The organism is Pseudomonas sp. St290, assembly GCF_018325805.1.
Classification (GTDB): Bacteria; Pseudomonadota; Gammaproteobacteria; order Pseudomonadales; family Pseudomonadaceae; genus Aquipseudomonas; species Aquipseudomonas bijieensis.
In genome coordinates, this window is the sequence record NZ_AP014703.1 from 4,220,843 (window position 1) to 4,234,745 (window position 13,903).

A 13,903-nucleotide genomic window follows, 5' to 3' on the forward strand; every position below is an offset into this window, starting at 1 on the left:
TTTTTAGCTCTTCATTCAACCTATGCACAGGCCGCTCGAAGAACTACTTCCGAGCCACTGCTGGGAACACTATCTGTCTTGTACTAGCCCTTTATTGAGTAACTTGATAATGGGTTGATATTCACCTCAAACAAAATCCGAGCGTGCGCAGACGCGAGCCGAACTCAATGCCTGTAATGACACGCTCGTGGGAAACTGCCTGAGAATTACGACTGAAAGTTAAAACGTACTCGAGCGCTCGGCGATCAACCCGCACTTCCCGGCGTTTTGCAACGTGTGTATTCCAATTGATAAAGCGTGGTTTCCGGCCCCACTGATTGCCCTTCCAACAGCCGTTGCAACTCCGCCACAAAAGACTCGCCGGCGACACGAACATAGTCGGGCGCACAACCTTCGATCATGACGATCCAGGCCGGTATTTGCGTCCCCTCGGCGCGGGCCTTTTTCTCTGCGGTTTCAACCTTGCTCACGGCTTCATCAGCCACACACAAGTGCACGCCGGTAATTCCCTGTTTATCTGCGAGGGGAGGAAGTACGCGTTGGCGCAATGCGTCTGATACCGATTTATGTTGCCCTTCGACAACATCGAAACGGACCGTTAACAAATACGCGCCCTGCCCCACACCGCTGGTGTAAGTGACCTCGCAAATGGATCGCGCGACGTTGCGATAGGACTTCACCGACTGTTGGGTCCACGCCGTCGGACTGTTGAGACGCGATAGATAATCCTGCCCGCCCAGCACCTGCACCGTATCCGCCTCATAGAGGTTGAAGTAGGTAGGCCCTGCATCCAAAGCGATGTATCGACGCCCCCGCAAAAAACCCGGAATCCCGGCCCGCTCAGGCATGTGTTCACGGTTATGCCACTCATAGAACTCGTCCCGCGCTTCGGGCAAAAGATCGTGCCAGATCGCGACTACTCCTGTTCCTGCAAAGCTCATAGCGTTTTCCTCTAGCGATAGTCAGTCAACGTTGGGATGGCGACCGGCGACCCACGCAGCGCCCATTTCAGCAACGTAAGGAACCACGGTCTGAAATTGCTCACCCAGCCCTTGGCCGCCGACACGCATGGTGTCACCCGCCTTGAGAAATACCGGTGGTTTCTGCCCGAGCCCTACACCGGGTGGCGTACCGGTAATGATGACGTCACCCGGCATTAGCGGCATGAAGCGACTGAGGTACGCGACAATATGTGCAACGCTGAAAATCATCGTACGGGTATTGCCGGTCTGGAGACGTTTGCCATTCACATCGAGCCAGAGGTCAAGTGCCTGCGGATCGGCAATTTCGTCACGGGTGACCAACCAAGGTCCCAGAGGTGCGAAAGAAAAGCCGCTTTTCCCCTTGGTCCACTGGCCTTCGTACTCAAGCTGATAAGCCCGCTCGGAAACATCATTGGCCAGGCAATAACCGGCGATGTGTTCCAAAGCCCGCGACTCATCGATCTGCCAGGCGGGCGTACCGATGACGATGGCCAGCTCGACTTCCCAATCAAGCTTCTGGGCACCCGTCGGTAAAATCACCGGGTCGTTGGGTCCGCTGATGGATGCGGTGTGCTTGTTGAATACCACCGGTTGGCTCGGGATAGGCGTATCCGTTTCAGCTGCGTGATCGGAGTAGTTCAGACCGATGCAAATCAGGTTCGGTACGTTGCCTACGCATGGACCAAGACGTGTGCCAGGCGCCACCACCGGCAGCTTTTCAACGTCAACAGCACGCAGTTTTTCAAGCACTGTGGGGCTCAGGGCCGACGCATCGATGTCATCGACAATGCCCGAAAGGTCTCGAACGATCCCTTGCGAATCCAAAACTCCCGGCTGTTCCTGCCCCGGTAAACCAAAACGAACTAAGCGCATTTGTTACTCCTCCAGCGTTGAGAAATGGACAGACAATGAGCCTGCTTCGCCGAACCGAACATGCAGTGGCTGATTGACGGGCACATCGAGAACACCTGCATAGGACCCGGTGATAACCACCTGCCCTGCTTGCAGCCCTATCCCTTGTGTAGACAGAAAATTGGCCAGCCATACGATCGGCAACAGCGGATCCCCGTCCGGATGGCGGCCCTTGATATTCACAAGCTCTGCCGTTGCATCGCTCAGGGTGATATCCAGTTCAGAGGGCATGCTGGCAGCGTTCGACAGCGTGATTGGCGCCCCAAGTACCAGGCCGTGATTGAATAGACCATCGGCGAGCAGTTGCTCGAACGGCAATGAGTGTGGATCGGTGTAACGGCAGTCGATCACTTCCAGTGCCAAGTGCACGTCACTGATCGCAGCAGCAATCTCTCCAGCTGTATAAGGCTCGGCACGAGCCGGCAAATCATGGGCCAGGACGCACGCCAGTTCAGGCTCGATGCGCGCCTTATCGGCGTCGGCGGCCAGTGAGTAGCGTTCGCCTTTTACAATGCTGTCGCTGTAGATCGGGGCCACGATCCACTTGCCAGCCGGGGGTAATGCACACTTCCATCCCCCGACGGTTTTTCCAGCCAATGGCCCTACGTGCTGCTGAATGGCAAAACCTTGTGCCAGGCTGCCTGGCAGGTTCGGGCCTGGCAAGGATGCCAGCCGGACACCCTCCAGCCGTGCACGGACCAAAGCGGCAGCCGCGACTTCCAGCCCTGCCCCCGCCTCGGTCCATGCAGGTGCGAGCTGGCTCATACGCTCTCCGAATGCACGTTGCTCTGGCGCGGCCAAACCGTACCCAGCTTGTTGGCTGCATCTTCCAGCAGAGCATGCAATTCGTCATAACGTTCAGGCTGCATGCGCAAGACCGGGCCGGCGATACTCATCGTACCGACCACAGCGCCAGACGGAACCAGCTTGACCGGTACGGCAATCGCCCAGACACCCGCCTCGGCTTCTTCAATGACCAAGCCATACCCGCGCTTGCGGGTCAGCGCCAGTTCGGCCAACAAGCCTTCGATGCTGTTGATCGCTTTCGGTCCCTGCCCCATCCCGGCGTCAGCTTTCCCCAATCCGCTACGCAACGCATGCTCAATGGCCAGTTCATCGGGCATTGATGCCAACCAGGCTTTGCCATTGGCGGTGGCGTAGAGATTGATCGGTTTATCCATGGCCGGCGAATACATGAGCCCCGGCGCGGCGCCTTGGGCCGAAGACAGCCAGGACAAGGTGCCCTCGTTGACCACCGTCAGCCGCACCAACTCCTGGCACTGAACAGCCACTTGCTCAAGGATCGGCTGGACCAACTCAGGCAAACCAATTCCATGCAAATAGCGCTGCCCCAACAGCGCTAGCTTCAGCGTCAAGCGGTACTGCGAGGTGGCTTCATCCTGCTCTGCCCATCCTTGCTCGACCAACTGAGCAAGCACTCGATGAGCGGGCCCCTTTTCCAAGCCCAACTCAGCGGCGATATCGGACATCCGCATCCAGCGAGCTTCACGTGCCAGCAGCTCGATAGCCTCCAGGCAGCGGTCAACAGCACCTTTAACGACTCTCATATTTTTCTCGACTTATCTTTGACAATGAGGTGAATGTGAGCAACATTGTTCGTACTGGAACGACGTTCCAATAGTATGCAGGCGCCATCCGATAAGTCAAACCCGCTTGTATCTGGCTGGCCTTATCGAGACAGGGTGGGACCCGCAGGCGTCTCCAGGAAGCAGGGACGCCCGACCGATATGAAACGGGTTCGGCTCTTTTCATCAATAGAAGTGGGCCTGCGTATGTCCAATCTTTTGCGGAAGAACACCCAATGCATCTCCCCCTCCCGCCTTACCTACAGCAGTCCGCGGGCAGCAAGATTGTGCATCATTGCTCGCAAGCCGAAAGTCCAGGGCGCAGCCTCATGGCTGTAGGTGACTGCGTTGCGCAATGTACCCAGCAACGGGCTCCCGATGCTGACCTCATCACCCTGCTTATGCGTAAAGCCGCTTCCCGGCGCCTCACGATCCTGGGTAGGCGCAAACAATGTCCCGAGAAACAGCATGAAGCCATCAGGGTATTGGTGATCGCCGCCGATCGTCTGGGCCACGAGATCCAACGGGTCACGGCTGATCAGCGCCATGGAGCTGCTGCCTTTAAGGATGAAGCCGTCGTCGCCCTGAACCCGCAGATCCACGACGCAATTGCGCACGTCATCGAGCGTAAACGCTTCATCGAACAGACGAATAAATGGGCCGATCGCACAGGACGCATTGTTGTCCTTGGCCTTGCTCAACAGCAGTGCACTGCGGCCTTCGAAATCACGCAAGTTGACGTCATTGCCCAAGGTGACGCCATGCACTTGGCCTCGACTGTTCACCGCCAGCACAATTTCCGGTTCCGGGTTGTTCCATTCAGACTTGTGATGAATGCCGATTTCACTGCCGCTGCCCACTGCGGCCAGAACCGGTGCCTTAGTGAAGATCTCCGCGTCCGGGCCGATACCGACCTCCAGGTATTGCGACCACATGCCTTGCTTGATCAGCACCGCCTTGAGGCTCATCGCTTCTGGCGAGCCCGGCTTGATTGCCCGCAAGTTATCGCCGATTACCTCTTGCACCAAGCGGCGAACACTTTCCGCTTTGGCGGCATCGCCTCGGGCCTGCTCCTCGATGACCCGCTCGATCATGCTGGAGGCGAACGTTACCCCGGCCGCCTTGATGACTTGCAGATCTGCTGGGGGCAACAGCGATGCCTTGCCGGGATCGGCATGGCTGCCAGTGTTTCCAAGCAACGCCTCGACAGTCCCGATATACCTGCCAGACGCCTGACGAACCGCCAACAACGGCGAGGTGTGTTCCAGCAGTTCGCTTATTGTCGAAAAGGTTTCAGAAAGATCAAACACACCATCCTCGCGCAGCACTACCGGCGAGGGTCCTGCAATCGCACCCGGGATCCAGGCACGGCCGATCAGTGTTCCGGCCAAGCCATCCACTGGCAGGGTGTTTTCGCGCGTCAGTTTCAAGTTCGCCATAGAGCTTCCAGATCAGTCAGCCATCAGAGCCGCAAAGCTAATGGACCGCCCGTGCGAATCCCAATGAAAGAATCTCACTAATCAATGCTGTTTCGTTATCGACAGACAAGGCCTTATCCAATGGAAAACGATCAAATTACTTTTGGCAGTGTCACCCGATGGCTGAAGATCAAACATTTGGTACTGGTCAATAGCTTGGCCAAGACCCGCAATATGCACACGACCGCAGAACACATGAATGTTACGCAACCGGCCATCAGTAAATTGCTTCGCGATCTGGAAGTACTCTTGGGTTTCCCACTGTTCGAGCGCCAGACGCGCAACCTGGTGCTGACTGAACTAGGGGAGTTCGTGGCTCGTTATGCGCGTATTACCCTGGAAGACACCGAATCGTTCGTCGACCAAGTCAACAAGCTGCGAAGAGGCGGGCATGGTCATTTGAAAATCGGCACCATTTTCGCCGCGACATCAGTGGTGTTGCCTGAAGCCATCGCCAGCATAAAGCGGGAGCGCCCTCTGCTTTCTATCGAGGTGATCGAACAAACCAGCAACCATCTGCTGGAAATGCTCGAACAAAAAAAACTCGATTTGATCATCGCCCGCTTCACGGATGAGGATTGTCAGCCTTTCGAATTTACGCCGCTGGGGCCTGAACCCTTTTGTCTCGTCGCGAACAGCGCACATCCGCTGTGCCAACTTGAAGTGGTGCCCACTGAAGCACTCAGCGAATGGCCATGGGTCATGTATCCCTTCAATACGCCGATCCGACAACGCATGGAGCGTGCTTTCACGAAGTTCAAGATCGTTCCGCCCACCAACACGGTGGAGACAATTTCCATGCAAACCTTCCTGCAGTTGCTGCAGTCTGGACCAATGCTCGCCATGCTCCCCGAGTCCATGGTCCAGTCGCACCTGCAAAATGGCCAACTGCAAATCCTCGACACCCCCTTCAAAGTTGAATCTCAGGATTACGGGGTTATCACTCGCAAGGATGAACCCCTGTCAGAGCCGACGCGGACGTTTATTGCGACCTTATTGGAATTCGCCAGACAGCGGCAGACAGCGACAGAGAAGAAACACCGCAGCCATCCCAGACAAAGCCGATGAGGCAAAGTTATCGAGCAATCGAAAGCTCTCATTAGGCAGCCATTTCCATGAATCCTATAGTGCCGGCACAAAAGTGCGGCGCTACCAGCGACCGCGCACTACCCAGCAGCCCGTGAGGATGCGATGGAACTGATCATGAAAACCGGCGCAGCAGCTGTGCTGCGCTTGAACCCGCTGGACGATGTGCTTATCGCACGCCGACCGCTGCTTGCTGGCGAATTTCTTGAGCAAGAAGGCGTGACTGTCCGGCAAGCGATTGTACCGGGTCATAAAGTAGCCTCCCGGCGTATCGAAGCCGGTCAACCGGTGAGGCGCTATGGGCAAATCATTGGTTTTGCGGTTGTCGACATAGCAGCAGGCGAGCATATCCATGTGCACAATCTGGCCATGGGGGAATTCACTCGAGACTATGCCTTCAGCGTCGATGCGAAACCCAACGCCAAACCGAGTGAAGCCCCGTCGTTCATGGGTATCGTGCGCCCGGATGGACGCGTCGCGACACGCAACTACATCGGCATTCTCACGTCAGTGAATTGCTCTGCCACAGTCGCCCGGGCCATCGCAGACCATTTTCGTCGGGACATCAATCCGGCTGCACTGCAAGCGTATCCAAACGTCGACGGTGTTGTTGCTCTCACGCATTCCGCCGGCTGCGCCGTTGATCCCGCGGGCGACGGTTTGAGCATGTTGCGCCGGACATTGGCCGGGTATGCGACCCACGCCAACTTTGCGGCCGTGCTGGTCATCGGGTTGGGCTGCGAGACGAACCAAATCGACTCATTACTCACGACGCAAGGACTGACCCGTAGTAATACCCTGCGTACGTTCAACATCCAGGACAGTGGCGGTACGTCCAAGGCCATCGCCAGTGGCATTGACCACGTGAAGCAATTGCTTGGCGAGGCCAATCAGATCCAGCGTGAACCGGTCAGCGCTCGCCATCTGACCGTCGGGCTTCAGTGCGGTGGCTCGGATGGCTATTCCGGTATTACCGCCAACCCCGCACTGGGCAATGCGGTGGATCGCCTGGTCGCCTGCGGCGGTACCGCGATTCTTTCCGAAACCCCAGAAATCTACGGGGCCGAACACTTGCTGACGCGGCGGGCTGTCAGCCGTGAAGTCGGCGAAAAACTCATCGCTCGAATTCACTGGTGGGAACGCTACTGCGAGCGCATGGGGGCCGAGTTGAACAATAACCCCTCTGCCGGCAACAAGGCCGGTGGCTTGACCACCATTCTGGAAAAGTCCCTGGGCGCTGTGGCGAAGGCCGGCTCGAGCAACCTGATGGATGTCTACGAATATGCCCAGGCCGTCACTGCCAACGGGCTGGTTTTCATGGACACCCCTGGCTATGACCCGGTCTCGGCAACCGGTCAGGTCGCCGGTGGCGCCAACCTGATTGCGTTTACCACCGGTCGCGGATCGGCCTATGGCTGCGCCCCTGCCCCATCAATCAAGCTGGCGACTAATAGCGCCTTGTGGGCTCGTCAGCGAGAAGACATGGACATCAACTGCGGCGAAATAGCCGAAGACACTCTGACCATCGAAGAGTGCGGTGCCGCGATCTTTGAAACCATGCTGCGCATTGCCTCGGGCGAGCGCAGCATGAGCGAACAGCACGGATACGGACAAAATGAGTTCGTGCCTTGGCAGATCGGCGCCGTCACCTGATTTTCAGTCCTGGGAATGCCTTGCCCAGCTATCTCTTGCCCATTCAACCTGGAGACAACGATGCCCCTCATCACCGGCCAGAATTTTATCGGCGGTCAGCGCAGCGCCGCCGGCAGTATCATCGTCAAGAGTGTCGATGCCAGCACGGGGGAGACCTTGCCCTATGCCTTCCACCAGGCGACCTTGCAAGAAGTCGAGGACGCGGCTCATGCAGCCAACAACGCCTTTTCCAGCTACCGCTGCCTGAGCGCGAGCAAACGGGCTGAATTTCTCGATGCCATTGCCCAAGAGCTGGAGGCTTTGGACGATGAGTTTATTGCCCTGGTTTGCCGTGAAACAGCATTGCCTGTAGCTCGCATCCAGGGCGAACGCGCGCGTACCAGCGGTCAGATGCGCCTGTTTGCAAACGTACTGCGCCGTGGTGACTTCTATGGCGCGCGCATCGACCAGGCGTTACCACTTCGCAAGCCGTTGCCGCGCCCTGACCTTCGCCAGTACCGCACCGCCATCGGTCCGGTTGCGGTGTTTGGCGCCAGTAATTTTCCGTTGGCCTTCTCCACGGCCGGCGGTGATACCGCCTCGGCGCTCGCGGCGGGTTGTCCGGTGGTATTCAAAGCCCACAGCGGCCACATGGCGACTGCAGAACAGGTCGCCAATGCGATTATCCGGGCGGCCGAGCGCAGCGGCATGCCCGCCGGTGTCTTCAACATGATTTATGGCAGTGGCGTAGGTGAAGCCTTGGTCAAACACCCGCTCATCAAGGGTGTTGGTTTTACCGGCTCGCTCAAAGGCGGTCGAGCATTGTGCGACATGGCCGCCGCTCGCCCCGAGCCCATTCCGGTCTTCGCCGAGATGTCGAGCATCAACCCGGTCGTGATCCTGCCTCAGGCGCTCTCGCGTCGAGCCGACAGTATCGCTCACGATCTTGTCGCCTCGGTGGTTCAAGGTTGTGGGCAGTTTTGCACCAATCCCGGGCTGGTGGTTGGCATTCGCTCGGATGCTTTCAGTGCTTTTCAGAATAGAGTGGCAGCGTTGATAAGCGACCAACCGGCACAGACAATGCTCAACGCAGGCACGCTGCGTAGCTATGCGGCTGGCTTGCAGAACCTGCACGCGCACCCCGGCATCGTGCACCTGGCCGGCAGCAATCAACAGGGTCACCAGGCCCAGCCACAGTTGTTCAAGGCCGACGTAGAGTTACTGCTTAACGGCGACAAGGTTCTTCAAGAAGAAGTCTTCGGCCCCACGTCCATCTTCATCGAGGTCACTGACCAGGCGCAACTCAACGCTGCCATCAATGCCCTTCACGGACAATTGACCGCAACCCTGATTGGCGAGCCAGAAGACCTGACGCAATTCGCAGAGTTGACTGCTCTGTTGGAGATGAAGGTTGGCCGCATCCTCATCAACGGCTACCCAACGGGTGTCGAGGTCTGCGATTCAATGGTGCACGGCGGCCCTTACCCTGCGACTTCCGATAGTCGTGGCACCTCGGTTGGCACCTTGTCCATCGACCGCTTTCTGAGACCCGTCTGCTTCCAAAACTACCCGGATGCATTGCTTCCCGATGCGCTCAAGAACGCGAATCCGTTGAACATTTCGAGGCTTGTCGACGGTTATCCCTCGCGAGATAGCTTGTAGGTTGGCAAACGTGCAAGGCGGCGCAGGTGTTCTCCCAAGGCGCACGGGGCTCGTGCGCCTTGGGGTCATCCTGCACCGCTGACACGTCCAATTTTGCAGAGAGCCACGCATCACAACGTTAAAACCTGTCGTTGGAGTCATTGCCCTCGGTAGGAAGCAACAGTGCTGGCAGCTGGCGCTAGGGAGCCTGTTCATCCGCTTACACCCTATTCGCTCAATTGCATGAGCGGGCTTTAGCGTGCGCGCTCGGCTCGGCGACGGTGCCTGGCGTATGCATTCAGCACCTCACGAATACCAGCGTCACGCCTTGATCACCAAGGAAAGACTTCCTTGACAATGCGGCGATTCCAGTAACAGAATTACTAATGGAACGCCGTTACAATAAAAACAATTGAAAAACCGGAGACACGTCATGAATCAGAGCATACCGATCGACGCTCATTCCAAAGGCCAGTCAAAGAAAGCCGCCGCCAGCGGTTGGATCGGCTCGGCATTGGAGTATTACGACTTCTTTATCTATGCGACCGCAGCGGCGTTGCTGTTCCCACAGCTCTTTTTCCCATCTGATAACCCAGCGGTCGGCATCATCGCCTCCCTGGCCAGCTTTGGTGTGGGTTACATCGCCCGGCCGATAGGCGCCGTCGTCCTGGGGCATTTAGGCGATCGTCATGGCCGTAAAACGGTTCTGGTCTACTGCATGTTCCTGATGGGCTTCTCGACGATGTGCATCGGACTTCTGCCAACGTACCAGCAGATCGGGATCTGGGCGCCGCTGCTGCTGGTGACGATGCGTCTGATTCAGGGTTTTGCGGTGGCCGGGGAGATCTCCTGCGCCAGTTCCATGATTCTCGAACACGCTCCGTCCGGTCGCCGTGGTTACTTCGCGAGTTTTACTCTCCAAGGGGTCCAGGCCGGACAGCTCCTCGCGGCAGCCGTTTTCCTGCCTCTGGCTCACTTCATGCCTGCGGATCAGTTCGCTTCCTGGGGCTGGCGGATTCCGTTCCTGCTCAGCGTCGTTGTCGTCATCATGGGCTATATCATTCGCCGCCAGGTCGATGAGACACCCGCATTTGCCGAGCAAAAAAAGCACGGCGAAGAAGCTACTGTTCTGCCAGTCGTCGAAGTCATCCGCCAGAGCTGGGGTGATCTCTTGCGCGTGATCTGCATGGCACTTGCCGCTGTGATCGCCATTGTCGCCTCGGTATTCGGCGCCACCTATGCGGTCCAACCGGCCTATGGAATCGGTTTCCCTGCTGGCGTCTATTTGTGGATTCCTTTGCTGGGTAACATGTGCGCGGTGATCCTGATCCCCTTCGTCGGCAACCTCTCAGACAAGATCGGCCGCAGGCCCCCAGTCATTGTTGGCGTGCTCTGCGCGGGACTGCTTTCGTACGCGTACCTGTACGCGATCAGCATCCACAATCTGTGGCTTTCGCTGATTCTCTCTGTACTCATGTGGGGCGTCGCCTACCAGGGTTTCAACGGCGTCTTCCCAAGCCTCTTTCCCGAACTGTTCCGCACGCGGGTGCGTGTGACCGGCATGGCCATCGGACAGAATATCGGGACCGCGATGACTGCGTTTCTACCGGCAATCTTCGTCACTGTCGCGCCGCCCGGCTCCGAGAATATCCCTCTGAAAATCGGTTCCCTTACATTAGGTATCTGTGTGGTCGCTGCGATCGCGGCGTTCACTACGCGTGAAACGTACCGGATTCGCCTTGAAGATCTCGGCAAGCGCAACGCGGTGCCTATCGCCAAAGGAGAATACGATCGTCTGCGGGCCGAAGCGATGCAGGGCACAGCCCGGACAGCCGTCCCAAACGACCTGGCTAGCCAACTGCGCTCGTAACCACCTTCGAATTACACTGGTGCGACCCTCAGGTTTTCGCGCCCCACACAGGCCCGACGGGCAGAGCAGCATCATGCGGTTGGCATTTGCCTATGCAGAGCCATCCACGCTGTTCATGCCCCCAAAGGCAATCAGGGCGCCTCTTCCCGTCAACATCGAATATCAGGCAACCATGGCCTCACATATCACAGGAACAACTCGGCTTTATGGATTGGTCGGCCATCCGCTGGCGGCCGCCAAGTCTCCACAATTATTCAATCGACTCTTTATAGAACAGCAGGCAGACGCGGTTTGTATTCCGTTGGAGGTCAAGGCCGATGACCTGTCCTCGTTCGTGGCGGGTGCCAGAGCGCTGAACAATCTCGCCGGCATCCTGATCACCATGCCTCACAAACAAAGGATGCTGGCGGTTGTCGACGAACTTCATCCGACTGCGCGGCAAGTCGGTGCAATCAATGTCATTCGTTGCGAGACCGACGGACGCTGGGTCGGCGCCGTATTCGATGGCCTCGGCTGTGTCCTTGGCATGCAATGGGAAGGCTACTATCCCGCGGACAAAAACGTTCTTTTGGTCGGCGCTGGAGGCGCAGGCAGAGCGATCGCATTTGCCGTCGCGTCGGCGGGCGCTCGATCGCTGACTATTTCCGATGTCGACGAACAGCGAGCCGAGGAGCTGGCGAAAGCCGTTGCTGCCGAAACAGGTTGCATCACGCATTCCGGCCCTCCCGACCCACAGGGCCATGAAATCGTGATCAATGCCACGCCGCTTGGCATGAGCAAGAATGATCCTATGCCTGTGGACCCCGACCGGCTCGAGCCCGGCACCCTCGTCGTCGATATCATCAACTCGCCGGACTCGACACCGCTTTGCACTGCTGCGCGTAAACGAGGTTGTCCTACCCAGGACGGTGGCCCCATGCACAAAGGTCAGGCGTTGCTTGCACTGCGCTTCCTTGGGTTCGATTACCACCCCGATAACGTAACAGCACCGCGCCAGGAGTAAGTACATATGAAAGTTGCGTTACTGGAAGTCAGCCATTGGCACGTCCCGCTGTATCTGAATGCGCTTGAGACCCATGGGGTCCAAGTGGTGGCTGTGTCGGATTCGGAGCACGTGAAGGGTGAGGCGATTGCCGAGCGATTCAAATGCGCTTTGTATAGCTCATCCTACGAATTGCTTGAGCGCGAGGAGGTCGATTTTGCTTTCGTGTTCGGCAGGCACTCGCAAATGCCGTCACTGGCAGAGGCCGTGATCGCACGAAACATCCCCTTTGCCCTGGAAAAGCCCTGCGGCATCAACATGGCACAAGTCACACGGCTACGTGAGCTGGCCGAGCAAGCCAATCTCTACTGCGCTGTACCGCTGATCTTCCGCATGAGTGAACTGCTCAGTGCCCTGCAAGATGCCGAGGGACACTTGGCCACGGACTTCAACTACATGTCTTTCCGTTTCATCGTAGGTCCGCCCTCTCGTTATGAAACGGCAGGCTCAGGCTGGGTCATCGATCCTGCTTTTTCAGGAGGCGGATCGACGATCAACGTGGCGACGCATTTCATAGATCTCTTCAGACTGCTGACCGGCAAGGAAGTCTCGCGAGTCTCAGCCGTCATGAACTCACTCACGCATCGGGGTAACGTCGAAGACTATTCGTTATTGACCCTGCAGACCGAAGATGGCGTGATCGGGGTTGTGGAAACGGGATACAGTTTCCCCAGTACCTTTGATGAGCAGCGCGAGTTCTCTTTCACCCTTTCATCCGACCACATGTATGCCAAATCCGGTCCTGACCGAATCGAAATAAGGGATCGGCAGAACCTTGCCGCCGGTACCCGAAGCCGCCGACTGCAATTGGACACTGACGTCTATTACCCTCTGTTCGTCAAGCAAGTGCTTGCCGAATGCCGTAACGGAGCCAAGCCCATCGCCTCATTGCGCGACGCCGAGGCCATCATGCAAGTCATGGACGCGGCATACGCTTCAGCTCGGCAAGGAGGTACGCTTTTGACGCTTACGCCGCCACCTGGATGATTCGAGCCGCCGAGCAGCTCCGAGCACCTACGGAGCTCACAGTCGCGACTTGCCCCGGTCACCAGGCCAGATGAAGGTGATTGGGGCGCATATTTTTCCGTTCTCCACGTCGAGATGATGTCGAAGAACGTTGGACTCCCTCCACATCACCTAGCCAATACCAGGTGAGAGGACCGCATGCCCCCTCGCCTGCCTGGACAGGAATCGGCATCCTGATGGCTGCCTTGATGCTGGTGTAGTGATCGCTACAAAACGCAGCCCCGGAAATGGTTCGCACCACACCTCTACTTCGCGGTAATCACCGACAGCTTGCTGATCCCCGCCCGCTCGATGGACGCCATGGCCCGGGCCACCTCGCCATAATTCACGCCGTTGTCCGCCTGCAGTTGCACCCGTACATCAGGGTTCTTCGCCTTGGCGGCTTGCAGGTTCGACTCCAGCAGATCCGCCTGGATCTCATCCTTGTTGATGAACACCTTGCCCTTGTCGTCGATGCTCACCACCAGCGGGTCCTTCTGCTCCACCGGCGCCACTGACTCGGTCTTTGGCAGGTTGATGGGAATGGCGTTGGTCAGCAGCGGCGCGGTGACGATAAACACCACGAGCAGCACCAACATGACATCCACCAGTGGCGTGACGTTGATCTCACTGAGCACTTCGTCGCTGTCTTGTGTGGAGAAGGCCAT

Annotated in this window: 12 protein-coding genes; 6 read left to right on the plus strand and 6 right to left on the minus strand. The window is 57.6% G+C overall.

Going from position 1 to position 13,903, the window contains the following annotated elements; all coding sequences use genetic code 11:
• Positions 1 to 245: 245 nt before the first annotated feature.
• The 5 genes from PBDP_RS18280 to PBDP_RS18300 form a co-directional block, all read right to left on the minus strand.
• Positions 246 to 941 (minus strand): DUF4286 family protein, encoded by a 696-nt coding sequence (locus PBDP_RS18280; RefSeq protein WP_109753326.1) that lies wholly within the window; start codon positions 939 to 941, stop codon positions 246 to 248.
• Between the two features lie 21 nt (positions 942 to 962).
• Positions 963 to 1,856 (minus strand): fumarylacetoacetate hydrolase family protein, encoded by an 894-nt coding sequence (locus tag PBDP_RS18285; protein ID WP_109753327.1) that lies wholly within the window; start codon positions 1,854 to 1,856, stop codon positions 963 to 965.
• A 3-nt stretch (positions 1,857 to 1,859) separates the two neighbouring features.
• Positions 1,860 to 2,660, minus strand: coding sequence for a 2-keto-4-pentenoate hydratase (locus PBDP_RS18290; protein WP_109753328.1), 801 nt, complete (start codon positions 2,658 to 2,660; stop codon positions 1,860 to 1,862).
• Positions 2,657 to 3,463: an IclR family transcriptional regulator gene (locus PBDP_RS18295; RefSeq protein ID WP_109753329.1), complete on the minus strand. Its 807-nt coding sequence runs from the start codon at positions 3,461 to 3,463 to the stop codon at positions 2,657 to 2,659. The genes PBDP_RS18290 and PBDP_RS18295 overlap by 4 nt, the downstream gene beginning before the upstream one ends.
• A 278-nt stretch (positions 3,464 to 3,741) precedes the next feature.
• Positions 3,742 to 4,920: a fumarylacetoacetate hydrolase family protein gene (locus tag PBDP_RS18300; protein WP_109753330.1), complete on the minus strand. Its 1,179-nt coding sequence runs from the start codon at positions 4,918 to 4,920 to the stop codon at positions 3,742 to 3,744.
• 120 nt (positions 4,921 to 5,040) lie between these two features.
• On the opposite strand from PBDP_RS18300, the gene PBDP_RS18305 reads away from it, so the two are divergent.
• The 6 genes from PBDP_RS18305 (at position 5,041) to PBDP_RS18330 (ending at position 13,217) form a co-directional block, all read left to right on the plus strand.
• Entirely contained in the window at positions 5,041 to 6,027 is a 987-nt protein-coding gene (locus PBDP_RS18305; protein ID WP_176689514.1) for a LysR family transcriptional regulator, read from the plus strand.
• A gap of 123 nt (positions 6,028 to 6,150) precedes the next feature.
• Entirely contained in the window at positions 6,151 to 7,698 is a 1,548-nt protein-coding gene (locus PBDP_RS18310; RefSeq protein WP_109753332.1) for a UxaA family hydrolase, read from the plus strand.
• Positions 7,699 to 7,758: 60 nt separating this feature from the next.
• Positions 7,759 to 9,339 carry an aldehyde dehydrogenase (NADP(+)) gene (locus PBDP_RS18315; protein WP_212801110.1) on the plus strand — a complete coding sequence of 527 codons (1,581 nt, stop codon included), beginning with the start codon at positions 7,759 to 7,761 and terminating at the stop codon, positions 9,337 to 9,339.
• Positions 9,340 to 9,751: 412 nt separating this feature from the next.
• Complete coding sequence (locus PBDP_RS18320; protein WP_109753334.1) at positions 9,752 to 11,188, plus strand: MFS transporter; 1,437 nt, start codon at positions 9,752 to 9,754, stop codon at positions 11,186 to 11,188.
• Positions 11,189 to 11,261: 73 nt separating this feature from the next.
• Positions 11,262 to 12,191, plus strand: coding sequence for a shikimate dehydrogenase family protein (locus PBDP_RS18325; RefSeq protein WP_233459500.1), 930 nt, complete (start codon positions 11,262 to 11,264; stop codon positions 12,189 to 12,191).
• 6 nt (positions 12,192 to 12,197) lie between these two features.
• Positions 12,198 to 13,217 carry a Gfo/Idh/MocA family protein gene (locus PBDP_RS18330; RefSeq protein ID WP_212801111.1) on the plus strand — a complete coding sequence of 340 codons (1,020 nt, stop codon included), beginning with the start codon at positions 12,198 to 12,200 and terminating at the stop codon, positions 13,215 to 13,217.
• A gap of 284 nt (positions 13,218 to 13,501) precedes the next feature.
• Here PBDP_RS18330 and PBDP_RS18335 read toward each other — a convergent pair whose 3' ends face one another.
• Complete coding sequence (locus tag PBDP_RS18335) at positions 13,502 to 13,903, minus strand: ExbD/TolR family protein (protein WP_046061820.1); 402 nt, start codon at positions 13,901 to 13,903, stop codon at positions 13,502 to 13,504.

Excerpts from the sequence above, each read along its gene's own strand:
- PBDP_RS18280 (WP_109753326.1), bottom strand. The coding sequence starts at position 941 with ATGAGCTTTGCAGGAACAGGAGTAGTCGCGATCTGGCACGATCTTTTG.
- PBDP_RS18285 (WP_109753327.1), bottom strand. The coding sequence starts at position 1,856 with ATGCGCTTAGTTCGTTTTGGTTTACCGGGGCAGGAACAGCCGGGAGTT.
- PBDP_RS18290 (WP_109753328.1), bottom strand. The coding sequence starts at position 2,660 with ATGAGCCAGCTCGCACCTGCATGGACCGAGGCGGGGGCAGGGCTGGAA.
- PBDP_RS18295 (WP_109753329.1), bottom strand. The coding sequence starts at position 3,463 with ATGAGAGTCGTTAAAGGTGCTGTTGACCGCTGCCTGGAGGCTATCGAG.
- PBDP_RS18300 (WP_109753330.1), bottom strand. The coding sequence starts at position 4,920 with ATGGCGAACTTGAAACTGACGCGCGAAAACACCCTGCCAGTGGATGGC.
- PBDP_RS18305 (WP_176689514.1), top strand. The coding sequence starts at position 5,041 with ATGGAAAACGATCAAATTACTTTTGGCAGTGTCACCCGATGGCTGAAG.
- PBDP_RS18310 (WP_109753332.1), top strand. The coding sequence starts at position 6,151 with ATGGAACTGATCATGAAAACCGGCGCAGCAGCTGTGCTGCGCTTGAAC.
- PBDP_RS18315 (WP_212801110.1), top strand. The coding sequence starts at position 7,759 with ATGCCCCTCATCACCGGCCAGAATTTTATCGGCGGTCAGCGCAGCGCC.
- PBDP_RS18320 (WP_109753334.1), top strand. The coding sequence starts at position 9,752 with ATGAATCAGAGCATACCGATCGACGCTCATTCCAAAGGCCAGTCAAAG.
- PBDP_RS18325 (WP_233459500.1), top strand. The coding sequence starts at position 11,262 with ATGCGGTTGGCATTTGCCTATGCAGAGCCATCCACGCTGTTCATGCCC.
- PBDP_RS18330 (WP_212801111.1), top strand. The coding sequence starts at position 12,198 with ATGAAAGTTGCGTTACTGGAAGTCAGCCATTGGCACGTCCCGCTGTAT.
- PBDP_RS18335 (WP_046061820.1), bottom strand. The coding sequence starts at position 13,903 with ATGGCCTTCTCCACACAAGACAGCGACGAAGTGCTCAGTGAGATCAAC.